The 19,137-nt window shown below is 60.2% G+C and carries 18 protein-coding genes and 1 pseudogene; 16 read left to right on the top strand and 3 right to left on the bottom strand.

Going from position 1 to position 19,137, the window contains the following annotated elements:
• The first annotated feature begins 21 nt into the window (after positions 1-21).
• The 13 genes from FHT82_RS03830 (at position 22) to FHT82_RS03775 (ending at position 12,826) form a co-directional block, all read left to right on the top strand.
• The gene (locus tag FHT82_RS03830; RefSeq protein ID WP_183726444.1) at positions 22-921 is read left to right on the top strand and encodes an ABC transporter permease; all 900 of its coding nucleotides are present in this window, start codon (positions 22-24) and stop codon (positions 919-921) included.
• A 2-nt stretch (positions 922-923) separates the two neighbouring features.
• Positions 924-1,769, top strand: a complete 846-nt coding sequence (locus tag FHT82_RS03825; protein ID WP_183726442.1) for an ABC transporter permease — start codon at positions 924-926, stop codon at positions 1,767-1,769.
• Entirely contained in the window at positions 1,769-2,509 is a 741-nt protein-coding gene (locus FHT82_RS03820) for a glucose 1-dehydrogenase (RefSeq protein WP_183727278.1), read from the top strand. The genes FHT82_RS03825 and FHT82_RS03820 overlap by 1 nt, the downstream gene beginning before the upstream one ends.
• 13 nt (positions 2,510-2,522) lie before the next feature.
• Positions 2,523-3,290, top strand: a complete 768-nt coding sequence (locus tag FHT82_RS03815; protein ID WP_183726440.1) for an SDR family NAD(P)-dependent oxidoreductase — start codon at positions 2,523-2,525, stop codon at positions 3,288-3,290.
• Between the two features lie 99 nt (positions 3,291-3,389).
• A complete protein-coding gene (locus tag FHT82_RS03810) occupies positions 3,390-4,622 on the top strand; it encodes an extracellular solute-binding protein (protein WP_183726439.1) in 1,233 nt (410 codons plus the stop codon).
• 78 nt (positions 4,623-4,700) lie between these two features.
• On the top strand, positions 4,701-5,804 hold the full coding sequence (locus FHT82_RS03805) for an ABC transporter ATP-binding protein (protein WP_183726437.1): 1,104 nt from the start codon (positions 4,701-4,703) through the stop codon (positions 5,802-5,804).
• Between the two features lie 32 nt (positions 5,805-5,836).
• Positions 5,837-6,718 (top strand): polysaccharide deacetylase, encoded by an 882-nt coding sequence (locus FHT82_RS03800; protein WP_183726435.1) that lies wholly within the window; start codon positions 5,837-5,839, stop codon positions 6,716-6,718.
• A 51-nt stretch (positions 6,719-6,769) separates the two neighbouring features.
• Positions 6,770-7,102, top strand: coding sequence for a hypothetical protein (locus FHT82_RS03795; RefSeq protein WP_183726433.1), 333 nt, complete (start codon positions 6,770-6,772; stop codon positions 7,100-7,102).
• A complete protein-coding gene (locus FHT82_RS03790; RefSeq protein WP_183726431.1) occupies positions 7,092-8,156 on the top strand; it encodes a GTP-binding protein in 1,065 nt (354 codons plus the stop codon). Before FHT82_RS03795 ends, FHT82_RS03790 begins: the two co-directional genes overlap by 11 nt.
• 16 nt (positions 8,157-8,172) lie before the next feature.
• The gene (locus tag FHT82_RS03785) at positions 8,173-9,411 is read left to right on the top strand and encodes an extracellular solute-binding protein (RefSeq protein WP_183726429.1); all 1,239 of its coding nucleotides are present in this window, start codon (positions 8,173-8,175) and stop codon (positions 9,409-9,411) included.
• A complete protein-coding gene (locus FHT82_RS03780; RefSeq protein WP_183726427.1) occupies positions 9,408-10,772 on the top strand; it encodes an amidase in 1,365 nt (454 codons plus the stop codon). The genes FHT82_RS03785 and FHT82_RS03780 overlap by 4 nt, the downstream gene beginning before the upstream one ends.
• A 611-nt stretch (positions 10,773-11,383) precedes the next feature.
• Positions 11,384-11,509: a hypothetical protein gene (locus FHT82_RS30505; protein ID WP_281412266.1), complete on the top strand. Its 126-nt coding sequence runs from the start codon at positions 11,384-11,386 to the stop codon at positions 11,507-11,509.
• A 168-nt stretch (positions 11,510-11,677) separates the two neighbouring features.
• The gene (locus tag FHT82_RS03775; protein ID WP_246698044.1) at positions 11,678-12,826 is read left to right on the top strand and encodes a glycosyltransferase; all 1,149 of its coding nucleotides are present in this window, start codon (positions 11,678-11,680) and stop codon (positions 12,824-12,826) included.
• 273 nt (positions 12,827-13,099) lie between these two features.
• On the opposite strand, the gene FHT82_RS03770 is transcribed toward FHT82_RS03775, so the two are convergent.
• Entirely contained in the window at positions 13,100-13,411 is a 312-nt protein-coding gene (locus FHT82_RS03770) for a hypothetical protein (RefSeq protein WP_183726425.1), read from the bottom strand.
• Between the two features lie 347 nt (positions 13,412-13,758).
• On the opposite strand from FHT82_RS03770, the gene FHT82_RS03765 reads away from it, so the two are divergent.
• Complete coding sequence (locus FHT82_RS03765; RefSeq protein WP_246698043.1) at positions 13,759-14,913, top strand: glycosyltransferase; 1,155 nt, start codon at positions 13,759-13,761, stop codon at positions 14,911-14,913.
• A gap of 183 nt (positions 14,914-15,096) precedes the next feature.
• Here the strand turns inward: FHT82_RS03765 and FHT82_RS03760 are convergent, their stop codons facing one another.
• Together FHT82_RS03760 and FHT82_RS03755 are read right to left on the bottom strand one after the other, a co-directional pair.
• Positions 15,097-16,161, bottom strand: a complete 1,065-nt coding sequence (locus tag FHT82_RS03760) for an ATP-binding protein (RefSeq protein ID WP_183726423.1) — start codon at positions 16,159-16,161, stop codon at positions 15,097-15,099.
• A complete protein-coding gene (locus FHT82_RS03755) occupies positions 16,158-16,847 on the bottom strand; it encodes a response regulator (RefSeq protein ID WP_183726421.1) in 690 nt (229 codons plus the stop codon). The genes FHT82_RS03760 and FHT82_RS03755 overlap by 4 nt, the downstream gene beginning before the upstream one ends.
• A gap of 310 nt (positions 16,848-17,157) precedes the next feature.
• Between FHT82_RS03755 and FHT82_RS03750 the strand changes: the two are divergent.
• A pseudogene (locus tag FHT82_RS03750) lies at positions 17,158-17,424 on the top strand (efflux RND transporter permease subunit); the annotation flags it as partial.
• A gap of 121 nt (positions 17,425-17,545) precedes the next feature.
• Complete coding sequence (locus FHT82_RS03745) at positions 17,546-18,994, top strand: efflux transporter outer membrane subunit (RefSeq protein ID WP_246698042.1); 1,449 nt, start codon at positions 17,546-17,548, stop codon at positions 18,992-18,994.
• The last annotated feature ends 143 nt before the right edge of the window (positions 18,995-19,137 follow it).

Below are 19,137 nucleotides of genomic sequence, written 5' to 3'. Positions count from 1 at the left end.
CCCCTCCAAGGAGAGCGAGAGATGACCATGGTTGCGACAAGCGAGGAAGTGGCGCAGGAAAGCCCGACCGTGCGCCGGAAATCGAACAAGACGCTCTGGCTCCTGGCGCCGGGCATGATCTGGATGGTCGCCTTCCTCGTCCTGCCGATCCTGATGATGGTCTATGTTTCCTTCTGGACGCAGACGACCTTCAAGATCGAACCGACGCTTACCCTGCAGAGCTGGGTCACCTTCCTGACGAGCCCCACCTATCTCGGGGCGCTCTGGACGACGATCCGCATCTGGCTGCTCGTGCTGGTATCGACGCTCGTCGTCGGCTATCCGGCGGCGCTCTTCGTCGGGCTCCTCATCAAGAACAAGACGTTGCAGACCGTGCTTCTCGTGCTCTGTGTCATCCCCTTCTGGACGTCCTTCCTGATCCGGGTTCTCGCCTGGCGGCCGATGCTCGGCACCGAAGGCGCCATCAACATGATCTTGATGAAGCTCGGCATCGTGCAGCAGCCGATAGAAGTGCTGCTGTTTTCGGAACTGTCCGTCATCATCGGCATGACGCAGATCTACTGCGTCTTCATGGTGGGGCCGATTGCCTTCATGATGGGCCGCATCGACGCCTCGGTCATCGAGGCAGCCCAGGATCTCGGGGCGAGCTTCTGGCGCATCTTCCGCACCATCATCCTGCCGCTTTCCATGCCGGGCGTGGTGGTCGGCGCGATCTTCGTTTCCGTCATGGTTCTCGGCGAATTCGCAACCTCCGCCGCTCTGTCCGGACGCAAGGTCAATCTGCTCGGCAATATCATCGTCACCCAGGTCGGCTCATTGAAATGGGCCTTTGCGGCGGTTGCCGGTGTCGTCCTGACGATCGTCATGGGCGCGGTCGTTGCAGCCCTGCTCAAGGTCGTCGACCTCAGAAAGGAGCTCTGATCATGAATGCTGGCGGCATCAAGTTCGGCCTGGGCGTCTATACGACCCTCTTCTTGATCTTCCTCTACGGACCGCTCGTCGTTCTGGCGATCCTGTCGTTCCAGACCGGGCCTGAGGGCGGTCCGCAATTTCCGATCATCGAATGGTCGACCTATTGGTACCGGCATCTCTTCGGTCTGACGCCGCCCTCGCGCATCGCGCCCCTGCCGATCGACCAAGCGCTGATCCGCTCGCTTTCGCTGGCCGTGATGACGATGATCGTCTCGACCGTGCTCGGCGTCATGTCCGCGCAGGCCTTTCGCCGCAGGTTCCGCGGCTCGGGCGCGGCCTTCTATCTGATCGTTCTCGGCATGATGGTGCCGGGCGTGCTCGTCGGCCTCGGCATGGCTCTTGTCGCCAACACTTTCGGCATCGACCGTCATTGGTGGAGCACGGCCTTCGTCCTGCATGTCGTCTACACCTTCCCCTTCGCCTTCCTGGTCATGCTCGCCATCTTCAACCGGTTCGATCCGAGCATGGAGGAAGCATCCTGGTCGCTCGGCGTCACGCCTGCGCGCACCTTCCGCAAGGTCACGTTTCCGCTGATCTTCCCGGGCGTGCTCTCGGCCATGCTCTTTGCCTTCACGCTGTCTTATGACGAGTTTTCACGCACCCTGTTTGCTTCCGGCCGCGAGCTGACGTTGCCGCTCGCCATCTATGGCACCTTCTCTGTCGAGGTGCATCCGAACGTCTTTGCCTTCGGCGTCCTGACCACGCTCTTTTCCTTCGCGCTCCTCGGCACCTACGCGATCCTGATGGGTCTGTCGGTGCGACGCGCCAAGCGCCTCAGCATCCAGGAGGACGCATGATGACGCAGAAGGTTTCTGCCATCGTCACCGGTGCCGGCTCCGGTATCGGCCGCGCCATTGCGCTGCGTCTTGCAGCCGACGGTTATGCGGTTCTGGTCAACGACCTCTCGGGGGACCGTGCCCAGGCGGTTGCCTCCGAAATCATCAAGGCGGGCGGTGTGGCGACCGCGATCGCCGGCGACGTTGCGCAGCCCGGGCACGTGGCGGCTATCCATGCCGCCGCCAAGGCCTCGCACGGCGACGTTACCCTTCTCGTCAACAATGCCGGCATCGCGCATCAGGCGGCGTTCGAGAACCTCGAGCTCGAGGATTTCGACCGCATGTTTGCGGTGCATGTGCGCGGCACCTTCCTGATGACGAAGGCGGTCATGCCCTCGATGCTGGCCCGCGGGGACGGCGTCATCGTCAACGTCGCCTCCCAACTCGGGCAGATCGGCGGCATCGAACTGGTTCACTACTCTGGTGCCAAGGCCGCCATCATCGGCATGACCAAGGCGCTCGCTCGCGAGGTCTCGGGCCGCGGGGTTCGCGTCAATGCCGTGGCGCCCGGACCGATCAATACGCCGCTGGTAAGCGCTCTTTCCGAAGAGTGGCGCGAACGCAAGAAGCGCGAACTGCCGCTCGGCCGGTTCGGCGAACCCGAAGAGGTGGCCGCGACCGTGGCGTTCCTGGCGTCGCCGGCAGCAAGCCTTTTTGTCGGCCAGACGCTCGGGCCGAATTCCGGCGACGTGATGCTTTGAAGGAGAAAAGCAGATGGACAGTTTAGGCAAGCGGGTCGTCATCGTCACGGGCGCGGGCATCGGCATCGGCCAGGCGGCAGCCAAGGCCTTTGCTGCGCTCGGCGACCATGTCGTCGTCACCGACATCCTCGAAAAGGAGGGCGAGGAGACCGTTCGCGCCATTCTCACTGCCGGCGGTTCGGCCGAGTTCCACCTTTACGACGTGCGCTCGACCGAGGCGGCGAACCGGCTCGTCGCCAATGTCGAGGCGCGCTTCGGCAAGATCGACATCATCGTCGCCAATGCCGGCGTCGCACACAGGACACCCCTCGACAAGCTCACCGACGACAAGTGGGACATGACGATGGATATCGACCTGAAGGGCATCTTCCGGCTGGTGCGTGCCGCCGTACCAGGCATGCGCGCCCGCAGATCCGGTAGCATCGTCGCCCTCTCGTCGATCATGGGCGTGGCCTATGGATGGGACGAGCATGTCCATTATTCGGCGGCGAAATCCGGGGTCGTCGGCCTCGTGCGCGGGCTTGCCGTCGAGCTGGCGAAGGACGGCATCAGGGTCAACGGCATTGCACCCGGCTACATCCGCACGGCTCAGCTTCTTTCGGAAGAGAATTCGCTTGGCCCCGCAGGAGCCGAAAAGGCGGCCGAGTTCATCCCCATGGGCAGGCTCGGCGAGCCGGACGACATCGCCGACGTGATCGCATTCCTCGCCTCGAACGGCGCGAGATACATGACCGGTCAGGTTCTGGTCGTGGATGGTGGCCTCCTCGTGGGCCGGTACTGATCGTCATCGCCCCGGCGAGGGCCGGGCAGAGGCGATATGGCAATGAAGCAGGCCCACAAAGGGCTCAAGGGAACAGCAATCAGCACTGGAGAACATGAAATGTCCAAAATGGAAATGAACAGACGCTCTCTGTTGAAGCACTCCGCTGGCGTGATGGCGCTTGCGATCGGGGGCGGCACGCCCTTCCTGTCGTCGCGGGCGGCCTACGCGCAGGCTGCCAACCTTGCCAAGGAGCAACTGCGCACCATCGGCCTTTCGGTCACGGTCCAGGAGCGTATCCTCGACGACTTCCGCAAAGTGAGCGGCGTCGGGCAGACCTCCGGCACCGCGGCGACCTTTCCGGACGCCCAGACCAAGATCCTTTCCGGTTCCAAGGATTACGATTGCTGGGAGATCATCGGCGAACGTCTGCCCTCGATCGTCATGACCGACAATGTCGAGCCGGTCCCGGCCGCCTCCTTGAAGAACTGGGCCAATATCCGCGATACCTTCACCACGCCCTCGGACAAGTGGGAGCCGAAGCAGCAGATCGTCGGTCAGATCTGGGCAGATGACGCCAAGACGACGCTGAACATGGTGCCTGCGGTCTATAACTACGATTCTATCGGCTACAATCCGGACGTTCTCTCCGCCGAAGAAGCCAACACCTGGTCTGCGATCTTCGATCCGAAGTGGAAGGGAAAGTCGGGCCTCAACACCGACCCCCTGATCGCCTTCGGCCAGGCCATCATGGCGATGAATACGCTTGGCCTTCTGAACGTCAAGAATCCCGGCAATCCGAACACGGCCGAAATCGACGAAGCGGCGAAGTTCCTCGTCTCCAAGAAAAAGGACGGGCAGTTCCGCGCCCTGTGGGGTGATTTCGGCGAGCTGGTCAACCTGATGGCATCCGGCGAGATGGTGGTCTGTGACGCCTGGCAGCCGGCTGTCATGGCGGTCAAGGCGCAGGGCAAGGCATGCAAATATGCCGTGCCGAAGGAAGGCTATCGCGGCTGGGCGATCGGTCCGTCGATGATCGCAGGCACGCCCAACAAGGAAGCCGTGATCGCCTACGCCGATTACTGGCTGTCCGGCGAGCCCGGCATTACCGTGTCCGAACAGGGCTATTATTCGCCGTCCACCAACATCCAGAAGGTCATGGCTCCGGACAAATATGCCTTCTGGTACGAAGGCAAGCCGTGGGTCGGCGCTGCCGAGCGCGGCATCAAGGAAGGCGATCTGCGCGATGGCGGCTCATTGGCGGAGCGCGCCAAGAACGTCGCCTACTGGCATCAATGGCCGGATGAATACGACCATCTCGTCCAGAAGTGGGATGAATTCCTCAACGCGTAAAGTGGCGGCGTCAGCCATCCATTCTCAGCTCTGCGGGGAGGCGATGTCCGCCTCCCCGGCCAGGCTCGGAGAGCTCTCATGATGTATGATTTGGAACTCATCAATGTCGGCAAGGTCTATGACAATGGCACGCCCGCCGTCATAGACTTCAATCTTTCGATCAAGAAAGGCGAATTCATCGCCTTCCTCGGGCCGTCGGGCTGCGGCAAGACCACGACACTCCGCATGATCGCCGGCTTCGAAAGCATTTCCTCCGGCGACATGATGATCAAGGGCGAGCGCATGAACGATGTGCGGCCGCAGAAGCGGCCGACATCGATGATCTTCCAGAACTATGCCCTGTTTCCGCATATGACTGTGCGACGGAATGTCGGATATGGTCTTGAGGTCAAGGGCATGGCGAAGGCCGAGCGTGACGCGCGGGTCGATCGTATCCTCGCCACCCTGGGCCTGGAGGATATCGCCGAGCGCAAGCCCGACAAGCTCTCCGGCGGTCAGCGTCAGCGCATCGCTCTTGCCCGCGGCCTCGTGGTCGAGCCGGATGTACTGCTTCTTGACGAGCCGCTGGGCGCCCTCGACGCCAATCTGCGCAAGGCGATCCAGAACGAACTCAAATTGCTGCAGAAGAAGCTCGGAATAACGTTCGTGTTCGTCACCCATGCCCAATCGGAAGCACTGGCGCTGTCCGACCGCATCGTCGTCATGAACCAGGGTAGGGTGGAACAGATCAGCCCGCCGCATCAGCTCTATACGCGCCCGAATACGCCGTTCGTGGCGCAGTTCATCGGCCGCAACGCCATCTTCGAGGGCGAGGTTGCCGGCACCGAGGCCGACAGCACATTCGTCTCGACGTCGTTCGGCACGCTGTCGGGCTGCGCCAATGGCGGCCTCTCCAGCAAGGTCAACATCGTCATCCCTTCGGAGGCGATCGAGGTTCATGCGGCTGGCGGCCCGGCGCGAGAAAATCTCGTCGAGGCTTTTGGCGGCAATGTGGTCGGCGCGCGTGTCGAGCGTTTCGACGTGGTCGGCCATATCTCGCAGATCGGCATCAGCCTGCCGGACGGCCGCGGTTTGGCCCTGGAAGCCCATGTCGACAAATATCGGCCCGGCGCCTTTCCGATAGGCGCCCCGGTCATGCTTACCTGGGACCCGGCCGACGCGACCGTCATTCCAGCTCGCTAATTAGAGAAAACGCGATTGAAGGAGATCATCTCATGGCAAAGGAAATCCTGTGTAGTTTTGGCGTCGACGTCGATGCCGTGGCCGGCTGGCTCGGCTCTTACGGCGGGGAGGATTCGCCCGATGATATTTCGAGAGGGCTCTTTGCCGGTGAGGTCGGCAGCCCGCGGCTGGTGAAGCTCTTTGAACGCTTCGGTATCAAGACGACGTGGTTCATTCCCGGCCACTCGATCGAGACCTTTCCGGAGCAGATGCAGGCTGTGGCCGATGCCGGCCATGAAATCGGCATCCATGGCTACAGCCACGAAAATCCGATCGCCATGACGCGCGAGCAGGAGACCGAAATCCTCGACAAGTGCATCGAACTGGTGACCAGGCTTTCCGGCAAGCGCCCGACCGGCTATGTCGCGCCATGGTGGGAATTCTCCAATGTGACCAACGAACTGCTTTTGGAGCGCGGCATCAAGTATGATCACTCGCTGATGCATAATGATTTCATGCCCTACTATGTGCGCGTCGGTGACAGCTGGACGAAGATCGACTATTCGCGCAAGCCCTCGGAATGGATGGTGCCGCTGAAGCGCGGCAAGGAAACCGATCTGATCGAGATTCCCGCATCCTGGTATCTCGACGATCTGCCGCCGATGATGTTCATCAAGAAATCCCCAAACAGCCATGGCTTCGTCAATCCGCATCACATCGAGCAGATGTGGCGCGATCAGTTCGACTGGGTCTATCGCGAAATGGACTACGCCGTCTTCCCGATCACCATCCATCCCGACGTCGCGGGCCGGCCGCAGGTGCTGATGATGCTGGAGCGGCTCTACGCGCATATGATCAAGCATCCCGGCGTGAAGTTTGTCACGATGAACGAGATCGCCGACGATTTCGCTACCCGCTTTCCGCGAAAGAAATAGCCGGCTAGTTTGAAAGACCGAGAGCATCAATTCTGAAGGAGGCGGATCGCCATGTGTTCACTATGCGGCGTGCTCGGCGGGAATGAGCATTGGACGGACGCTGCGGCACGACCGGGCGTGTTCACGCGCAATCACGCCAGCCCCGACAGGCGGCGCGAGCGTGCCGAACGTGTGCGTTCCGCCAACGAGATGCTCTCGGGCTTCGGCCTTGTGCTCACCGACTGGCAGGGAGCGTCCTTCGTGTTGTCGACGCGGACGGGCAGGAGCGAGATCATCGAGGATATCGGTCATCTCTGGCCAGCGGCCGAAAGGCTCGCCGGCCGGTCCTGCGATCCGCTTGATGTCGCCTTCATCGCCAGGATGGAGGCGCGACATGTCGATTGAGGCCAGCGGCTTTCTGCCGATCAATCTGCTGACGGGCTTCCTCGGTTCCGGCAAGACGACGTTGCTCAAGCGCATCCTGGCGGACCCGGCCTTTGCCGATACGGCAGTGCTCATCAACGAGTTCGGAGAAATCGGGCTTGATCACGATCTCGTCGAAAGCGTCGACGGCGAAATGGTGCTGCTGCGCTCCGGATGCGTCTGCTGCACGGTGCGCGGTGAACTCGCCGCCGCACTCAAGGAGCTTTATTCTCGCCGCGAACGTGGGCTTTTGCCATCATTCCGGCGTGTCATCATCGAAAGCACGGGCCTTGCCGATCCCTTCCCGGTTCTGTCGACCATCAAGGCCGATCCGGTGCTCAGGCATCACTTTTGCGCCGGCAACGTGATCACGACAATCGACGCGGTGAATGGGCTGCGACAGCTCGACACCTACATCGAATCGAACAGGCAGGCCGCCGTCGCGGATCGGTTGATCGTTACCAAGACCGATCTTGCAGCAGGCTGCGAGGGACCGGCCCTTCAAGCTCGTCTTCGCACACTCAATCCTGACGCTCCGATCCTGGTGGCGGCCGATCCGGATCTCGATCTCTCCTCGCTGGTCGCCGTCCAGAGCAACGTCTCGCCCAGCAACAGCCTGTCGCAAAGCGGCTTTTACTGCGAGGAGCCGGTGGAGCTCGTCTCATCGGACGGTGCGACGCATCGGGCCGCCATTTCCTCGATTTCGTTCAGCATCGACAGGCCTGTCGACTGGACGGCTTTCGGGCTCTGGCTGACCATGCTGCTCAATCGGCATGGGGAGCGGATACTGCGCGTGAAGGGCATACTCAATCTCAGCGGCGAGGAGCGCCCCGTTGCCGTTCACGGCGTCCAGCATCTGGTGCATACACCGGTGCATATGAGTGGATGGCCTTCGGCGGATCACACCTCGCGTCTGGTCTTCATTCTTGACGGGCTCGACGGCGCTCTATTGAAACGCTCCTTCGAAGCTTTCACACCGGCGCGGATGCCGCAGATCCGGTCCGCTGTATCTTACCCGATCGCCGCGGCGCAATGAGACAACCGGTCCATCCATGAACAAGCACCGATCCGTCGCAACATCTCTGTCTGTTCCTGCTTTGCATCTGGAGGGGCGGCCGCGCCTGCGCGTGCTCGGCACTGCGATCTCATTGCTGGAGGAACTGCGCCTGCGCGCGCAGGATGATCTGGGTATCGATGTGTCGTTCGACAACAACGACTTCTTGACGACGCAGTACAAGGCGGCCCGCGAACCGGACACCTACGATATCTACGATCAGTGCTTCCACAATCTCGATATCGTCTGGCACTGGCGCGCGATCCAACCGGTGGACACCCAGCGCATCGTTTTATGGGATGAGGTCAACGATCTGACAAAGACCGGTCACATCGGCCCCAACCCCCGAATGGGACTTGGCGACGTGCCGGCGCGCAAGCTGTTCGTTCAGCCCAATCTCACTCTCGGCGACACGCCGTCGCGCTTCGTCTCGATGCTGCCGACGACGCATAATTTCGATAGTTTCGCTTATCGGACCGATCTGGCACCGAATGGCGTCGGGATGCATTCCTGGGGTGCGCTCTTCGACGAGCGATGGGCGGGCAGGGTGGCGCTGGTGGATGAGCCTGCCATCGGCATCTTCGATGCGGCGCTGGCCGCACAAGCTGCCGGTCTCATGTCGTTCGACAACATCGGCAATATGTCCATTCAAGAGATCGATCAGCTGATCGATCTCCTGGAGGAGCGCAAGAAGGCCGGCTTCTTCAGAGATTTCTGGAAAACCGCCGAGGATGCGGCGCGGCTGATGATCGCCGGCGAGACCAGCGTCCAGAGCATGTGGTCGCCCGGCATCGGCATTCTGAATTCGAAGGGTGTGCCGGTCGAGCAGGCCGTGCCCGCCGAAGGCTATCGCGCCTGGCATGGCGGCCTGTGCCTTTCGAAACATTTGAACGGTCGCCTCCTCGAGGTCGCCTACGACTATCTGAATTGGTGGATATCGGGATGGCCAGGTGCCGTCGTCGCGCGGCAGGGATACTATATTTCCACGCCGCAGCGCTCGCGTCAGTTCATGACGCCGGCCGAATGGGACTACTGGTACGAGGGCGCCGCCGCTGCCGAAGACCTGCCGGGTCCGGACGGGCAGATCAGGATAAAAGCCGGCTCTCTGCGCAGCGGCGGCTCGTACTGGCAGCGCGCCAATTGCATTGCGGTTTGGAACACGACAATGGACGAGCACAATTATTTGGTGCGCCGATGGATGCAGCTGGTGGGCAGTCGGGGAGAACAGGCTCAATGACACACGGACATCTCGGCAAATCGATCGCGCAATTGTCGGTGCTGATCCAGTCCGGCAGCCTCGATCCGGTTGCGCTGGTCGAGGAGAGCTTCGATGCGATCCGCACCCATAAGGATCAAGCGATCTTTACGCGGCTGCTCGATACGCGTGCGAAGGAAGAGGCGGCTGCTTCGTCGCGGCGGCTGCGGGAAGGGCGTTCGCGCGGGCTGCTGGACGGCATTCCCGTCGCCTGGAAGGACCTTTTTGCTGTTGCCGGCCTGCCCACCACGGCCGGGTCGATCGTGCTTGCGGATGCCGAACCTGCGCAGGATGATGCCGATGTGGTCAAGGCCCTGAAAGCGGCCGGCATGGTTGCCGTCGGTCGCGTCAATATGAGCGAGTTTGCTTTTTCCGGCCTTGGCCTCAACCCCCATTACGGCACGCCGCTCAATCCGTTGGCCCCCGATGTCGCGCGGATTCCTGGCGGTTCGTCTTCCGGTTCTGCTGTTGCCGTCGCGGCAGGTCTCGTGCCGGTTTCGATCGGAACGGATACAGGCGGTTCGGTACGCATCCCCTCAGCATTCAACGGGCTCGTCGGATATAAGGCAAGTCGTGGCCGCTACAGCATGGCCGGGGTCTTTCCCCTGGCGACCAGCCTCGATTCGCTCGGGCCTCTTTGCCGAAGTGTCCAGGACGCCGTCTGGGTCGATGCGGCGATGCGCGGCCGTGCGGCGCCTGATGTCATGCGCGCAAGCCTCGACAGCCTGTCGATCGTCGTGCCGACCAACATCGTCATGGACGATGTCGAGGACGGTGTGGCCGAGGCATTTCAGGCCGGGCTCGCCCGGCTGACGGCTGCCGGTGTCAAGGTGCGGCATGCCGCTTTTCCAGCTTTCGACAGGCTGTTTCAGGTGATGGCGGAGCACGGCCCGCTCGTGACCGCCGAAGCCTTTGCCGTTCATCATCGCCGCCTGGCAGGCCCCGAGGCTGAGCGCATGGATCGGCGCGTCGTCGCTCGCACCCGCCTGGGCGAAAAAATCACACTGGTCGGCTATCTCGAGATCCTGAAGGCACGAGAACGATTGATTGAGGACATCGCTGGCATGATCGGACCGAACGAGCTCGTCGCCTACCCCACGGTCGCCCATGTCGCACCGGCACTTGCGCCGCTGGAAGTGGATGATGAGCTGTTCGTCAGCGTCAACTTCAAAACGCTGCGCAATACCTTGATCGGCAATTTCCTCGATTGGTGCGGAGTGTCGCTCCCTTGCGGGACTGGAGAGGCCGGCATGCCGGCGGGACTGCTGCTATCGGCTCCGCATGGCCGGGACGACTACCTATTGGCCATGGCAATGGCCTTGGAAGATATCGTTGCCGGGTAGACCGACCCAACGCGCTCAGTTCCGGCACCGTGATTCCAAGGAAAACGACTCCGTCACTCTGTGTAAACGAACTCGACATCGCGTACCCTATGAGTGGGACGACAATCATCAACACATAGAGAGCAATATGGGCTGCCTTGGCGGCAGCGACCTCCCATTTGCCGAGGCCGGTCGGCAACTCCGGTACTCCCGCCCATATGCAAAATACGAGTCTCAAAGATACGAGAAGGAATATCAGCAGTCCGAACGACTTGTGAAGCGGGTACAAGACCTCTGGCCCGGACTCGCCTGCCGAGGTCATCACCCAACCGAGTGCGATCATCGCCAACACGATCGCCGCCATGATCCAGTGTAAAACGCGAATTGCCAGCGGGTATCGAGCTTTGCTCATAGTAATCTATCCGTGGATGGCCGACCACGTCACCTGCCAGCGATGGACCTATCCGCTGCTCGTGGTTGGAAAACTGCCTGGCATATTGCAGGGCGTTGCCGAGCTGTATAGGCATCAACGGCCTGGAAATCATCCATACCGGCGATCTTCGCCGAAGCTCCACGCCATCTGTGCACACGCCAAATATAAGCCAGCAATATCAAGTCGATAGAAAGGAGCGATGATGCTCGTCTGCCGCTTGATCATCTTCTGCGTCATCATGGCAGTCTTCGCCATCATGTTCTCGACCGCGGTCATAGACGCGCATCGAGAGGAGTTCATACCGCGCGCGCTGTATATGGAATGAGATGGATGGACTGGCGCAATTTTCTTCGAACTCGACGAATGGGTCATGCAACATGAGGTGGTGCCTGTCGATCTCTCCGAGATTAAATCCACCAAACATTCATATGTCGTCCACTAAACTGCAACATGCCGGCGATATGAAAGGAGATCAAATAGCGGATGGGGGCTGATGCCTGTTAATTTGCAAAGCATCGGTGCGAGAAGCAGGAACTTGTTGTCACCTTCCATCGACGGGAAGGTCTCGTCTTCGGCGATGCGCAAGCTGCGCATCCTGCATCTACTTTTCGCAGACGAAATTGCAGGGTCAGAGAGGCACTGTATCGACCTCGCCAATGGACAGGCTGTTCTCGGGCATGAGATTCACGTCGTCGGATTTCGCGACTCGCCGATCGTCCCGCTGCTCTCCGACAAGGTCAATTTTCACGGGTTCTCGACTGCGCTACTGCGTGGGATGAGACTGCGACAGTTGATTGCGAAGGCCGGAATCGAGGTCGCGCATGCACATCACAGCCCAGGAAGCAGAACCCTTGCCAGCGTCCCCGATAGCGTGACGACGATTGCGACCCTGCATGTCGGGTTCAAGCCGAAGCGACACGCACGGATGGACGGCGTCATCTGCGTGAACCGCGATCAGTTGTCCCGCCTCGACGGTTACGCCGGTCAAGCAGGTTTGATTTCGAACTGGCTGCCAGATGCGGTGAGTGGGGAGGCCGTAGACCTGCGTTCCAAATTGAATCTGCCTCGTGAAACGCGGTTGGTGGGCGCCGTAGGTCGACTGCATCCCAGCAAGGGAAACGACGTCCTCATCGCAGCCTTCAGACGATCTGCGCCAGAAAATGCGGCGCTGATTATAGTCGGCGAAGGGCCGCAGCGCAGCGAGTTGAAAAAGATTGCGGGAGGCGACCGTCGAATTCACTTGCCGGGTTATACAGACAACGTGCCCGGATTTCTGCGCAATTTGGACCTGTTCGTCTCCCCGTCTCGCGAGGAATCGTTCGGTCTGGCCATACTTGAGGCCATGCGTGAAGGACTCCCCATTATCGCAACAGCGACGAAGGGACCCTCGGAATATCTGCATGGCCATCCAGTCAATCTGGTGCAACCTGGTTCCATCGACGACATGTCAGCGGCCCTGATTGACGCCCTTAAGCCTCAGGGCGTTGTGGGCCACGTGCGCGTCGAACATGATCTGAGTGCTTTTTCTCGCTCGACGGGTATCGCCAATGTCCTTGATTTCTATCGCGAAGTTGCTGACAGAAAACAGCGTGTCGACACGAACCCTGCCAAGGCGCCGTTGCTGTATGTTGGCCAGACCTAGGAGTGATTTACGCACCCTTTCACCAATCAACACGCTCGCAAACTCCGCAAACGCACCGTGATGCGAAAGTTCAACCTGCCATCCGATGACAGGTATCGATATTTTAGCTGGGAGCCTGAAAGACGCCTCTGGAGCTCTGCTCATCAACGCACTGAATGCGCTTTGGCAGCGAGCGTCCAATCGGTCGAGCGCCGGACAATGAAGGTTATGCGACGATCGAATCCGCGATGTCGCCGAGATTGTCGATGGCGATGAAGAGTGCGTAAGGAGCTCTCATGCCACTGCTCCCCGTGCCAGCCAGCCGAGAACTCCGCCGAGGACCAGCGCAGCATAGGCGACGCCAGCGACCGCGAATTGGCCGGCAAATACAAAGCCTGTGATAGCGCCGGACAGGCCGGTCAGGATGCAGATGAGGATGGTGTCTGCTCCCCTCCGAGAACGATCATCTGCAATGCGACGCTGCTCCTCGGCAGCTTCGCTGATAAGGCAAGGATCGTTTCGAGAAAGCACAGTCCCGTGGTCGCGTGGATATTGCCCGTGGTCGAAATCATCAACACCGTCGTTTCTCCCCTGTTCAGCCTGCATCAAAAGGTCGCCTTTCTATCTGCCGTCCGTCGACCCGACAGACGGAAAATCGCTGATATTTTCACTGTGAACTCTTCTCCAGTGGAGGGGGAATAAGGTTTCCGGCCCTTTCTTTCGCTCCACTATCGGGGCCTGCGTTCAGTTTGTTCGCAGGCACTGTGGAGTTTAGATGGAGGCCGTTGCTGGTTATCGACGCAGCCCAATGTGCAGGAAAGAGTTCACGAGGCCGGTCCGCCTATCCAAAGGTCCAAAGTCGAATTCATTCCTCCTTCGAACATCCACACAACTTCCACGCATCGCCAACGTCGTGACGTTATGGAGACTTCCATCCAGCGGTTGGAAACTCGATGTCCGTTAGTTCACGAAATGGCGACACAAGTCGCGTTGCAACATTTGAAAGCTCTCCCCATCCTTCTATGGATCAAGGAGCGTCATCCCCCGGCAACCGGAAAGCAACAAGCAAGCAACGAATCCTGCATGTGCTTTTTTCTTCTCGAATAGCGGGATCGGAAAGGTATTGTATCGACCTTGCCAACGGGCAGGCAGCCCTTGGGCACGAGGTGCATGTTGCGGGAAGATTTGCCTCTCCGATGGCCGCCCTCTTTTCCAAGGATGTCGTCTTTCACGGCTTCGCGACGCCTTTCTTACGCGGCATGAGATTGCGACGGTTGATGATAAGCGCGGCGATTGAGATTGCTCACGCACATCTCAGTCCTGCCTGCAAGGCGCTTGCCACTGCTCCTTCCAGCGTATCAAAGATTGCAACGCTGCATGTCGGCTTCAAGGCAAAGCAACATGCCAGCCTCGACGGCGTGATCTGCGTGAACCGTGCCCAGTTGTCACGTCTTGGCAACTATACCGGCCAAGCGCGCCTTATTTCGAACTGGCTGCCGGCTGCGGAAGAGGGCGAGAATTTCGACCTGCGTTCGAAATTGAAGTTGCCGCGTAAAACGACACTCGTCGGCGCCGTAGGACGGTTGCATCCGAGCAAGGGTTACGATGTCCTGGTGTCGGCCTTTCAACAGGCTGCCCCTGATGACGCGGCGTTGGTCATTGTCGGCGGGGGACCGCAGCATGCAGCGTTGAAGAGCCTTTCCAAAGGCGACAGCAGAATTCATCTGCTGGGGCATAGCGATAACGTCTCCGGATTTTTACGCAATCTGGATCTGTTCGTTTCTCCGTCCCGCGAGGAATCGTTTGGCCTCGCCATACTTGAAGCCATGCGCGAGGGGCTTCCCATAATCGCGACAGCGGCAGAAGGTCCGTCGGAGTATCTGCGTGGCCATCCGGTGACCCTCGTGGAGCCTGGCTCTATCGACCGCCTTGCTGTGGCTCTAGGCGATGCATTCTATGTAAAAGCCGCCGTCGGCCTGTCCCGTGTGGTTTACGAATTGAGCTCGTTTTCTCGAACAGACGGCATTGCCAATGTTCTCGATTTCTATTCCCAGGTTGCCAGAGGGAATGCAGCCCCAATCTCCTCAGATACCTCCCGCCATCTCTGACAATTTACGATCCCTCCACCCAACCTCCATTCGGCCGCGATCATATTTCGATCCCGTCATTCTTACTCGGCCGGATATCTGCAGGTTTCCCGCGCAGTTCGTGTTGTCGAGAACCTCGCGATTAGGCGGGCGGAGACTGCACGGACGTGGTGTCGAACATCAGCGAAGAGCGTCCGCAGGGCCTCATGTTGCCCGTGGCAGAGAGATTTCGAACACCGCACCTCCGCGTGAGGAATTGCGGCATGAAGCCTGACCACCATGTGCTTCCGCAATGGCGCGAACTATGGACAGACCGAGACCGGAACCACCGTAAAGGCGGGAGCGGGAATCGTCGGCGCGGGTAAAAGGTTCAAATGCGCGCTTGTCGAAATTGGGCGGCAACCCTGGGCCAGAATCTTCAACCCGGATGACGGCCTCGTTTCCTGAGGCCAGTGTAAAAACTTCAATACGACCAGGTCTGGCATAACGTTGGGCGTTGTTCAGGAGCGCCAGGAGCACCTGCCGGAGCCGAACCGCATCCGCCGGAACGGTCATATCCACAAGAGCAAGCTCCAGCGAAAAACCCGCTTGCTGAAGCGACGGCTCGACGACATCCGCGACCTTCCTTATCTCTGCGGCGAGATCGATGAGCTCGATCTGCAGGTCCAGACGGCCCGCATCAGCAAGGGTGACGACGCGCAGGTCGTTGACCAGCCTTGTGAGCCCTTCGGTCTGAACCATGAGGCCGTCGATCAATTTCTCGTCGACGGGGAACAAACCATCGGCAACGCCCTGCAGCCTGCCCTTGAGTATTGTAAGCGGGGTCCTGAGCTCGTGGGCAATCGCCGCATTCCAGAAGGCGACGTTGTCGGCCATGTCCTGAAGCTTTTGCGCCATGATGTTGAAGTCCGCGACCAGATGGGCGGTCTCGCCAAGCGAATGGTCGCCTGGGGTCGCGCGAGCGGTGAGGTCTCCATCTGCGATGCGGCGAGCGCTCTCGGCAAGCGAGTTGATCGGCACGAGGATGCGCGCAGCGAGTTTGAGGGAGACAAATCCTGCAACGAGGAAGGCCGGCAAGGCAAGGCCGGTGAGAATCAGAAGATCGGTCTCCGTTGGCAGCCAGCTATCCTCGTCCAGCGGATACGGAAAGAGCGAAATCAGAATGGCATAGATAACGTAGACGCCGAAGAACACGACCAAGACGGCAATCATCGTGACAACCGCCATCGACAACAGGATCTGGCGGCTGAGAGCGGAGCGCCGGATCATTGCTCCGCGGCCAGTCTATAGCCGACGCCGCGAACACCGGACAACATTCCGGGAGCACCCGCCAATTCAAGCTTCCTGCGGAGATTGCTGACATGGCTGTCTACCGTCCGGTCGAGCGCATCGCCTCCGGGGAGGCAGGCGTCGACAAGCTCTCCGCGCGCAAAGACCTTCATCGGCGCTCTTGCCATATGGGCGAGAAGTCGGAATTCCGTAAGCGTCAACGGCACGGCTTTGTTTTCTCCGTCTGCCTCGACTCTCGCCTGATAACTATCCAGATCGATCGTCAGCCGGCTTACCCGCAGCACGCCCGCCGCGTTGCCCAGCCCGGCACGGCGAAGGACCGCTTTGGCACGAGCAACCACCTCAATAGGATTAAAGGGCTTTACGATGTAGTCGTCGGCGCCGATGCGGAGACCCTGGAGACGGTCGATATCTTTATCAAGGGCCGTGATCATGATGACCGGAGTATCGCCCCTGCGCCTGATCTCGGCGAGCACTTCCCAGCCATCAAGGCGTGGCATGGTCACATCGAGGAGCATCAGATCCGGCTTTAGGATGAGGTGCAGGTCAATCGCCGTTTTCCCGTCGGCTGCACGTACCGTGCGAAACCCTTCACGCGTCATGTAGGCGTCAAGGATATCGACGATCTCCGAATCGTCTTCGGCTATAATGGCAAGAGCGTTCATCTAGCAAGGCACCATTGTTTGAAGGCCTGATAGTATTCGATGTCGCAGCGCTACGTCGAGCTATCAACTGCCATCTGCGCCATACCTCCACACGATCTCCACGGTTTGCCAGCGTCGGCAGGCAATAGCGCCGATGAAGAAGCGCCGCTAGCGCGCATGCCGATTGGACATGACATATGGTTTATGGTTTGCGAGGTTTGCTCGTTGTTCTCGGTGCAATGACAGCCGGCTTTCTGTCCGGATGCAGCAACGAAAATTCCGGGAGTGCAAATGCCGAGCAAGGCGCGCAGCTGCCGGTGCGGGTAACGGTGAAGCAGCGCGGCTGCGGCTGCGGCCGATCCTGATGACATCGCTTGCCTTCGCGCTGGGTGTCGTACCGCTGATGATTGCGCATGGCGCGAGTTCCGAAACCCAACATGCGATCGGCACCGGCGTGTTCGGCGGCATGGTTTCCGCGACCGTATTGGCGGTGTTTTTCGTGCCGGTCTTCTATGTCGCCGTCATGCGGCTATTTGGTCGCCGCGACAGGAACTCCGCCAGCACTACACCACAGCCGGACAATCCTCCGGTCGCCTGATCCAGGCGCATGTGAATCATAAAACAGGAAAGAATCCAAGACGATGACCAGTGCGACACAGGCCACCCCTGTAACGGGTTCCTGGAACAAGGCTCTGCCGGGATCTGCACGGCTCATCGGCATGCTGCCGCTTGTCTTGTCCCTCGGCGCCTGTACGGTTGGGCCTGATTATGTGAAACCTTCGCTTGCGCTCCCGATCAAATATAGCTCGGCGGATCGGACGCAATCAGTTGCCAGGCCGCAATTGTCCCGCTGGTGGACCCGCCTCGGCGATCCGACTTTGAATGCCCTTATCGAAGAAGCCATCCTGGGCAACCTCAATGTCGCGGCGGCGAAGGCCCAGGTCAGGGAGGCGCGCGCGACCTACCGCCAGGCAGAGGGCACCCTGTTGCCGGCACTTGCAGGCAACAGTTCCGCAAGCCTTCTCAGAACCGCGACCACGGCCGCGAGGGGAGCCACCACCGGTCCGCAGGATTCAACGCAGTATCAGGCTGGATTCGACGCAAGCTGGGAAATCGATCTCTTCGGCAGGAACCAGCGTGGCGTCGAGGCTGCTTTCTATGGCGTGGAGGCAGCCGACGAACAATTGCGGCTGGCCATGCTGACGCTCATCGGTGACGTTGCCTCCAACTATGTGTCCGCTCGGGGCTATCAGGCGCGCATCGCGCTCGCACAACGCACGGCGAAGGCACAACGCGCTGCGGCGCAATTGATTAAGGTTCGAATGGCCGCAGGCTCCGCAACGGCCATGGACCTTGCCAACGCCACCGGTCAGGCGCGATCGACCGAGGCCGCGATACCAGGCCTGAAGATTTCCTATGCCGAAGCGGTCCACCGGCTCAGCGTCCTCACGGGCCGTGCGCCGGGCGAGCTTACGGAGCGGATGAAGCGCCAGGCACCGATCCCGCAACCAAAGCTGCCGATGCCGGTCGGCATTCCTGCCGACATTCTGCTGTCGCGGCCTGATGTGCGCTCAGCGGAGCGCCAGCTGGCCCAGGCGACCGCGAGGATAGGCCAGGCAGAAGCCTCAAGATACCCTTCGATCAATTTGACCGGCAACATCGCTACCACCGGGCTGAGCGTGGGAGATCTTGCCAAAAACTCTTCGATCGGCTGGTCGTTCGGGCCGGCGCTCAACGTTCCGCTCTTCAGAGGCGGGCAATTGCAGGCGGCCGTCGAGGTCGTTCGGGCTCAACGGGACCAAAATTTCGTGGCGTATCAGGCCGCGGTGTTGAGATCCCTCGAAGAGATCGAGAACGCGCTGGTCGCGCTGGTGCAGGAAAGGGTGCGTTACGGCAAGCTCTCGGCATCAGTCGAGGCATACCGTCAGTCGGCGAGGTTGGCGCGGACTCTGTACGAAGGCGGCTCGGCGGACTTCCTGTCCATCCTGGACGCGCAACGCTCCCTCTACAGCGCCGAAGATGACCTCGTTCAAAGCCGGATCATGCTCGCAAACAGCTACGTGGCGCTGAATAAAGCACTGGGCGGCAGTTGGGACGGGAGCATCGATGCCTCGAAGCGGGAGATTGTCGACAAAGATATGGGACCGCGACTGGCGCGAAAGCCATGAAGAACGACAGTGAGCCGTCTATCCGGCGCTGCAATCAGCGTCTTGAGACGGCGCGCTGCTGATTCCTGCCTTCTTCATCGTCGCTGTTTGCCCGTTGCGAACTTATCCTCACGGAAGGAGAGGAAGCCGGTTGTTTGTGGTGC

The organism is Rhizobium sp. BK275 (genome assembly GCF_014193555.1).
In the GTDB taxonomy this organism is placed as follows: Bacteria; Pseudomonadota; Alphaproteobacteria; order Rhizobiales; family Rhizobiaceae; genus Rhizobium.
The sequence above is the reverse complement of the archived record's forward strand: the minus strand, read 5'-3'. Positions and strand labels throughout refer to the sequence as shown.

Bases quoted from the DNA above. Each gene is read 5' to 3' on its own strand.
- FHT82_RS03775 (WP_246698044.1), top strand. From the start codon at position 11,678: ATGCCTGTTAATTTGCAAAGCATCGGTGCGAGAAGCAGGAACTTGTTG.
- FHT82_RS03805 (WP_183726437.1), top strand. From the start codon at position 4,701: ATGATGTATGATTTGGAACTCATCAATGTCGGCAAGGTCTATGACAAT.
- FHT82_RS03755 (WP_183726421.1), bottom strand. From the start codon at position 16,847: ATGAACGCTCTTGCCATTATAGCCGAAGACGATTCGGAGATCGTCGAT.
- FHT82_RS03815 (WP_183726440.1), top strand. From the start codon at position 2,523: ATGGACAGTTTAGGCAAGCGGGTCGTCATCGTCACGGGCGCGGGCATC.
- FHT82_RS03820 (WP_183727278.1), top strand. From the start codon at position 1,769: ATGACGCAGAAGGTTTCTGCCATCGTCACCGGTGCCGGCTCCGGTATC.
- FHT82_RS03780 (WP_183726427.1), top strand. From the start codon at position 9,408: ATGACACACGGACATCTCGGCAAATCGATCGCGCAATTGTCGGTGCTG.
- FHT82_RS03785 (WP_183726429.1), top strand. From the start codon at position 8,173: ATGAACAAGCACCGATCCGTCGCAACATCTCTGTCTGTTCCTGCTTTG.
- FHT82_RS03825 (WP_183726442.1), top strand. From the start codon at position 924: ATGAATGCTGGCGGCATCAAGTTCGGCCTGGGCGTCTATACGACCCTC.
- FHT82_RS30505 (WP_281412266.1), top strand. From the start codon at position 11,384: ATGATGCTCGTCTGCCGCTTGATCATCTTCTGCGTCATCATGGCAGTC.
- FHT82_RS03745 (WP_246698042.1), top strand. From the start codon at position 17,546: ATGCTGCCGCTTGTCTTGTCCCTCGGCGCCTGTACGGTTGGGCCTGAT.
- FHT82_RS03765 (WP_246698043.1), top strand. From the start codon at position 13,759: ATGTCCGTTAGTTCACGAAATGGCGACACAAGTCGCGTTGCAACATTT.
- FHT82_RS03810 (WP_183726439.1), top strand. From the start codon at position 3,390: ATGTCCAAAATGGAAATGAACAGACGCTCTCTGTTGAAGCACTCCGCT.
- FHT82_RS03795 (WP_183726433.1), top strand. From the start codon at position 6,770: ATGTGTTCACTATGCGGCGTGCTCGGCGGGAATGAGCATTGGACGGAC.
- FHT82_RS03800 (WP_183726435.1), top strand. From the start codon at position 5,837: ATGGCAAAGGAAATCCTGTGTAGTTTTGGCGTCGACGTCGATGCCGTG.
- FHT82_RS03770 (WP_183726425.1), bottom strand. From the start codon at position 13,411: ATGCAGGCTGAACAGGGGAGAAACGACGGTGTTGATGATTTCGACCAC.
- FHT82_RS03790 (WP_183726431.1), top strand. From the start codon at position 7,092: ATGTCGATTGAGGCCAGCGGCTTTCTGCCGATCAATCTGCTGACGGGC.
- FHT82_RS03760 (WP_183726423.1), bottom strand. From the start codon at position 16,161: ATGATCCGGCGCTCCGCTCTCAGCCGCCAGATCCTGTTGTCGATGGCG.
- FHT82_RS03830 (WP_183726444.1), top strand. From the start codon at position 22: ATGACCATGGTTGCGACAAGCGAGGAAGTGGCGCAGGAAAGCCCGACC.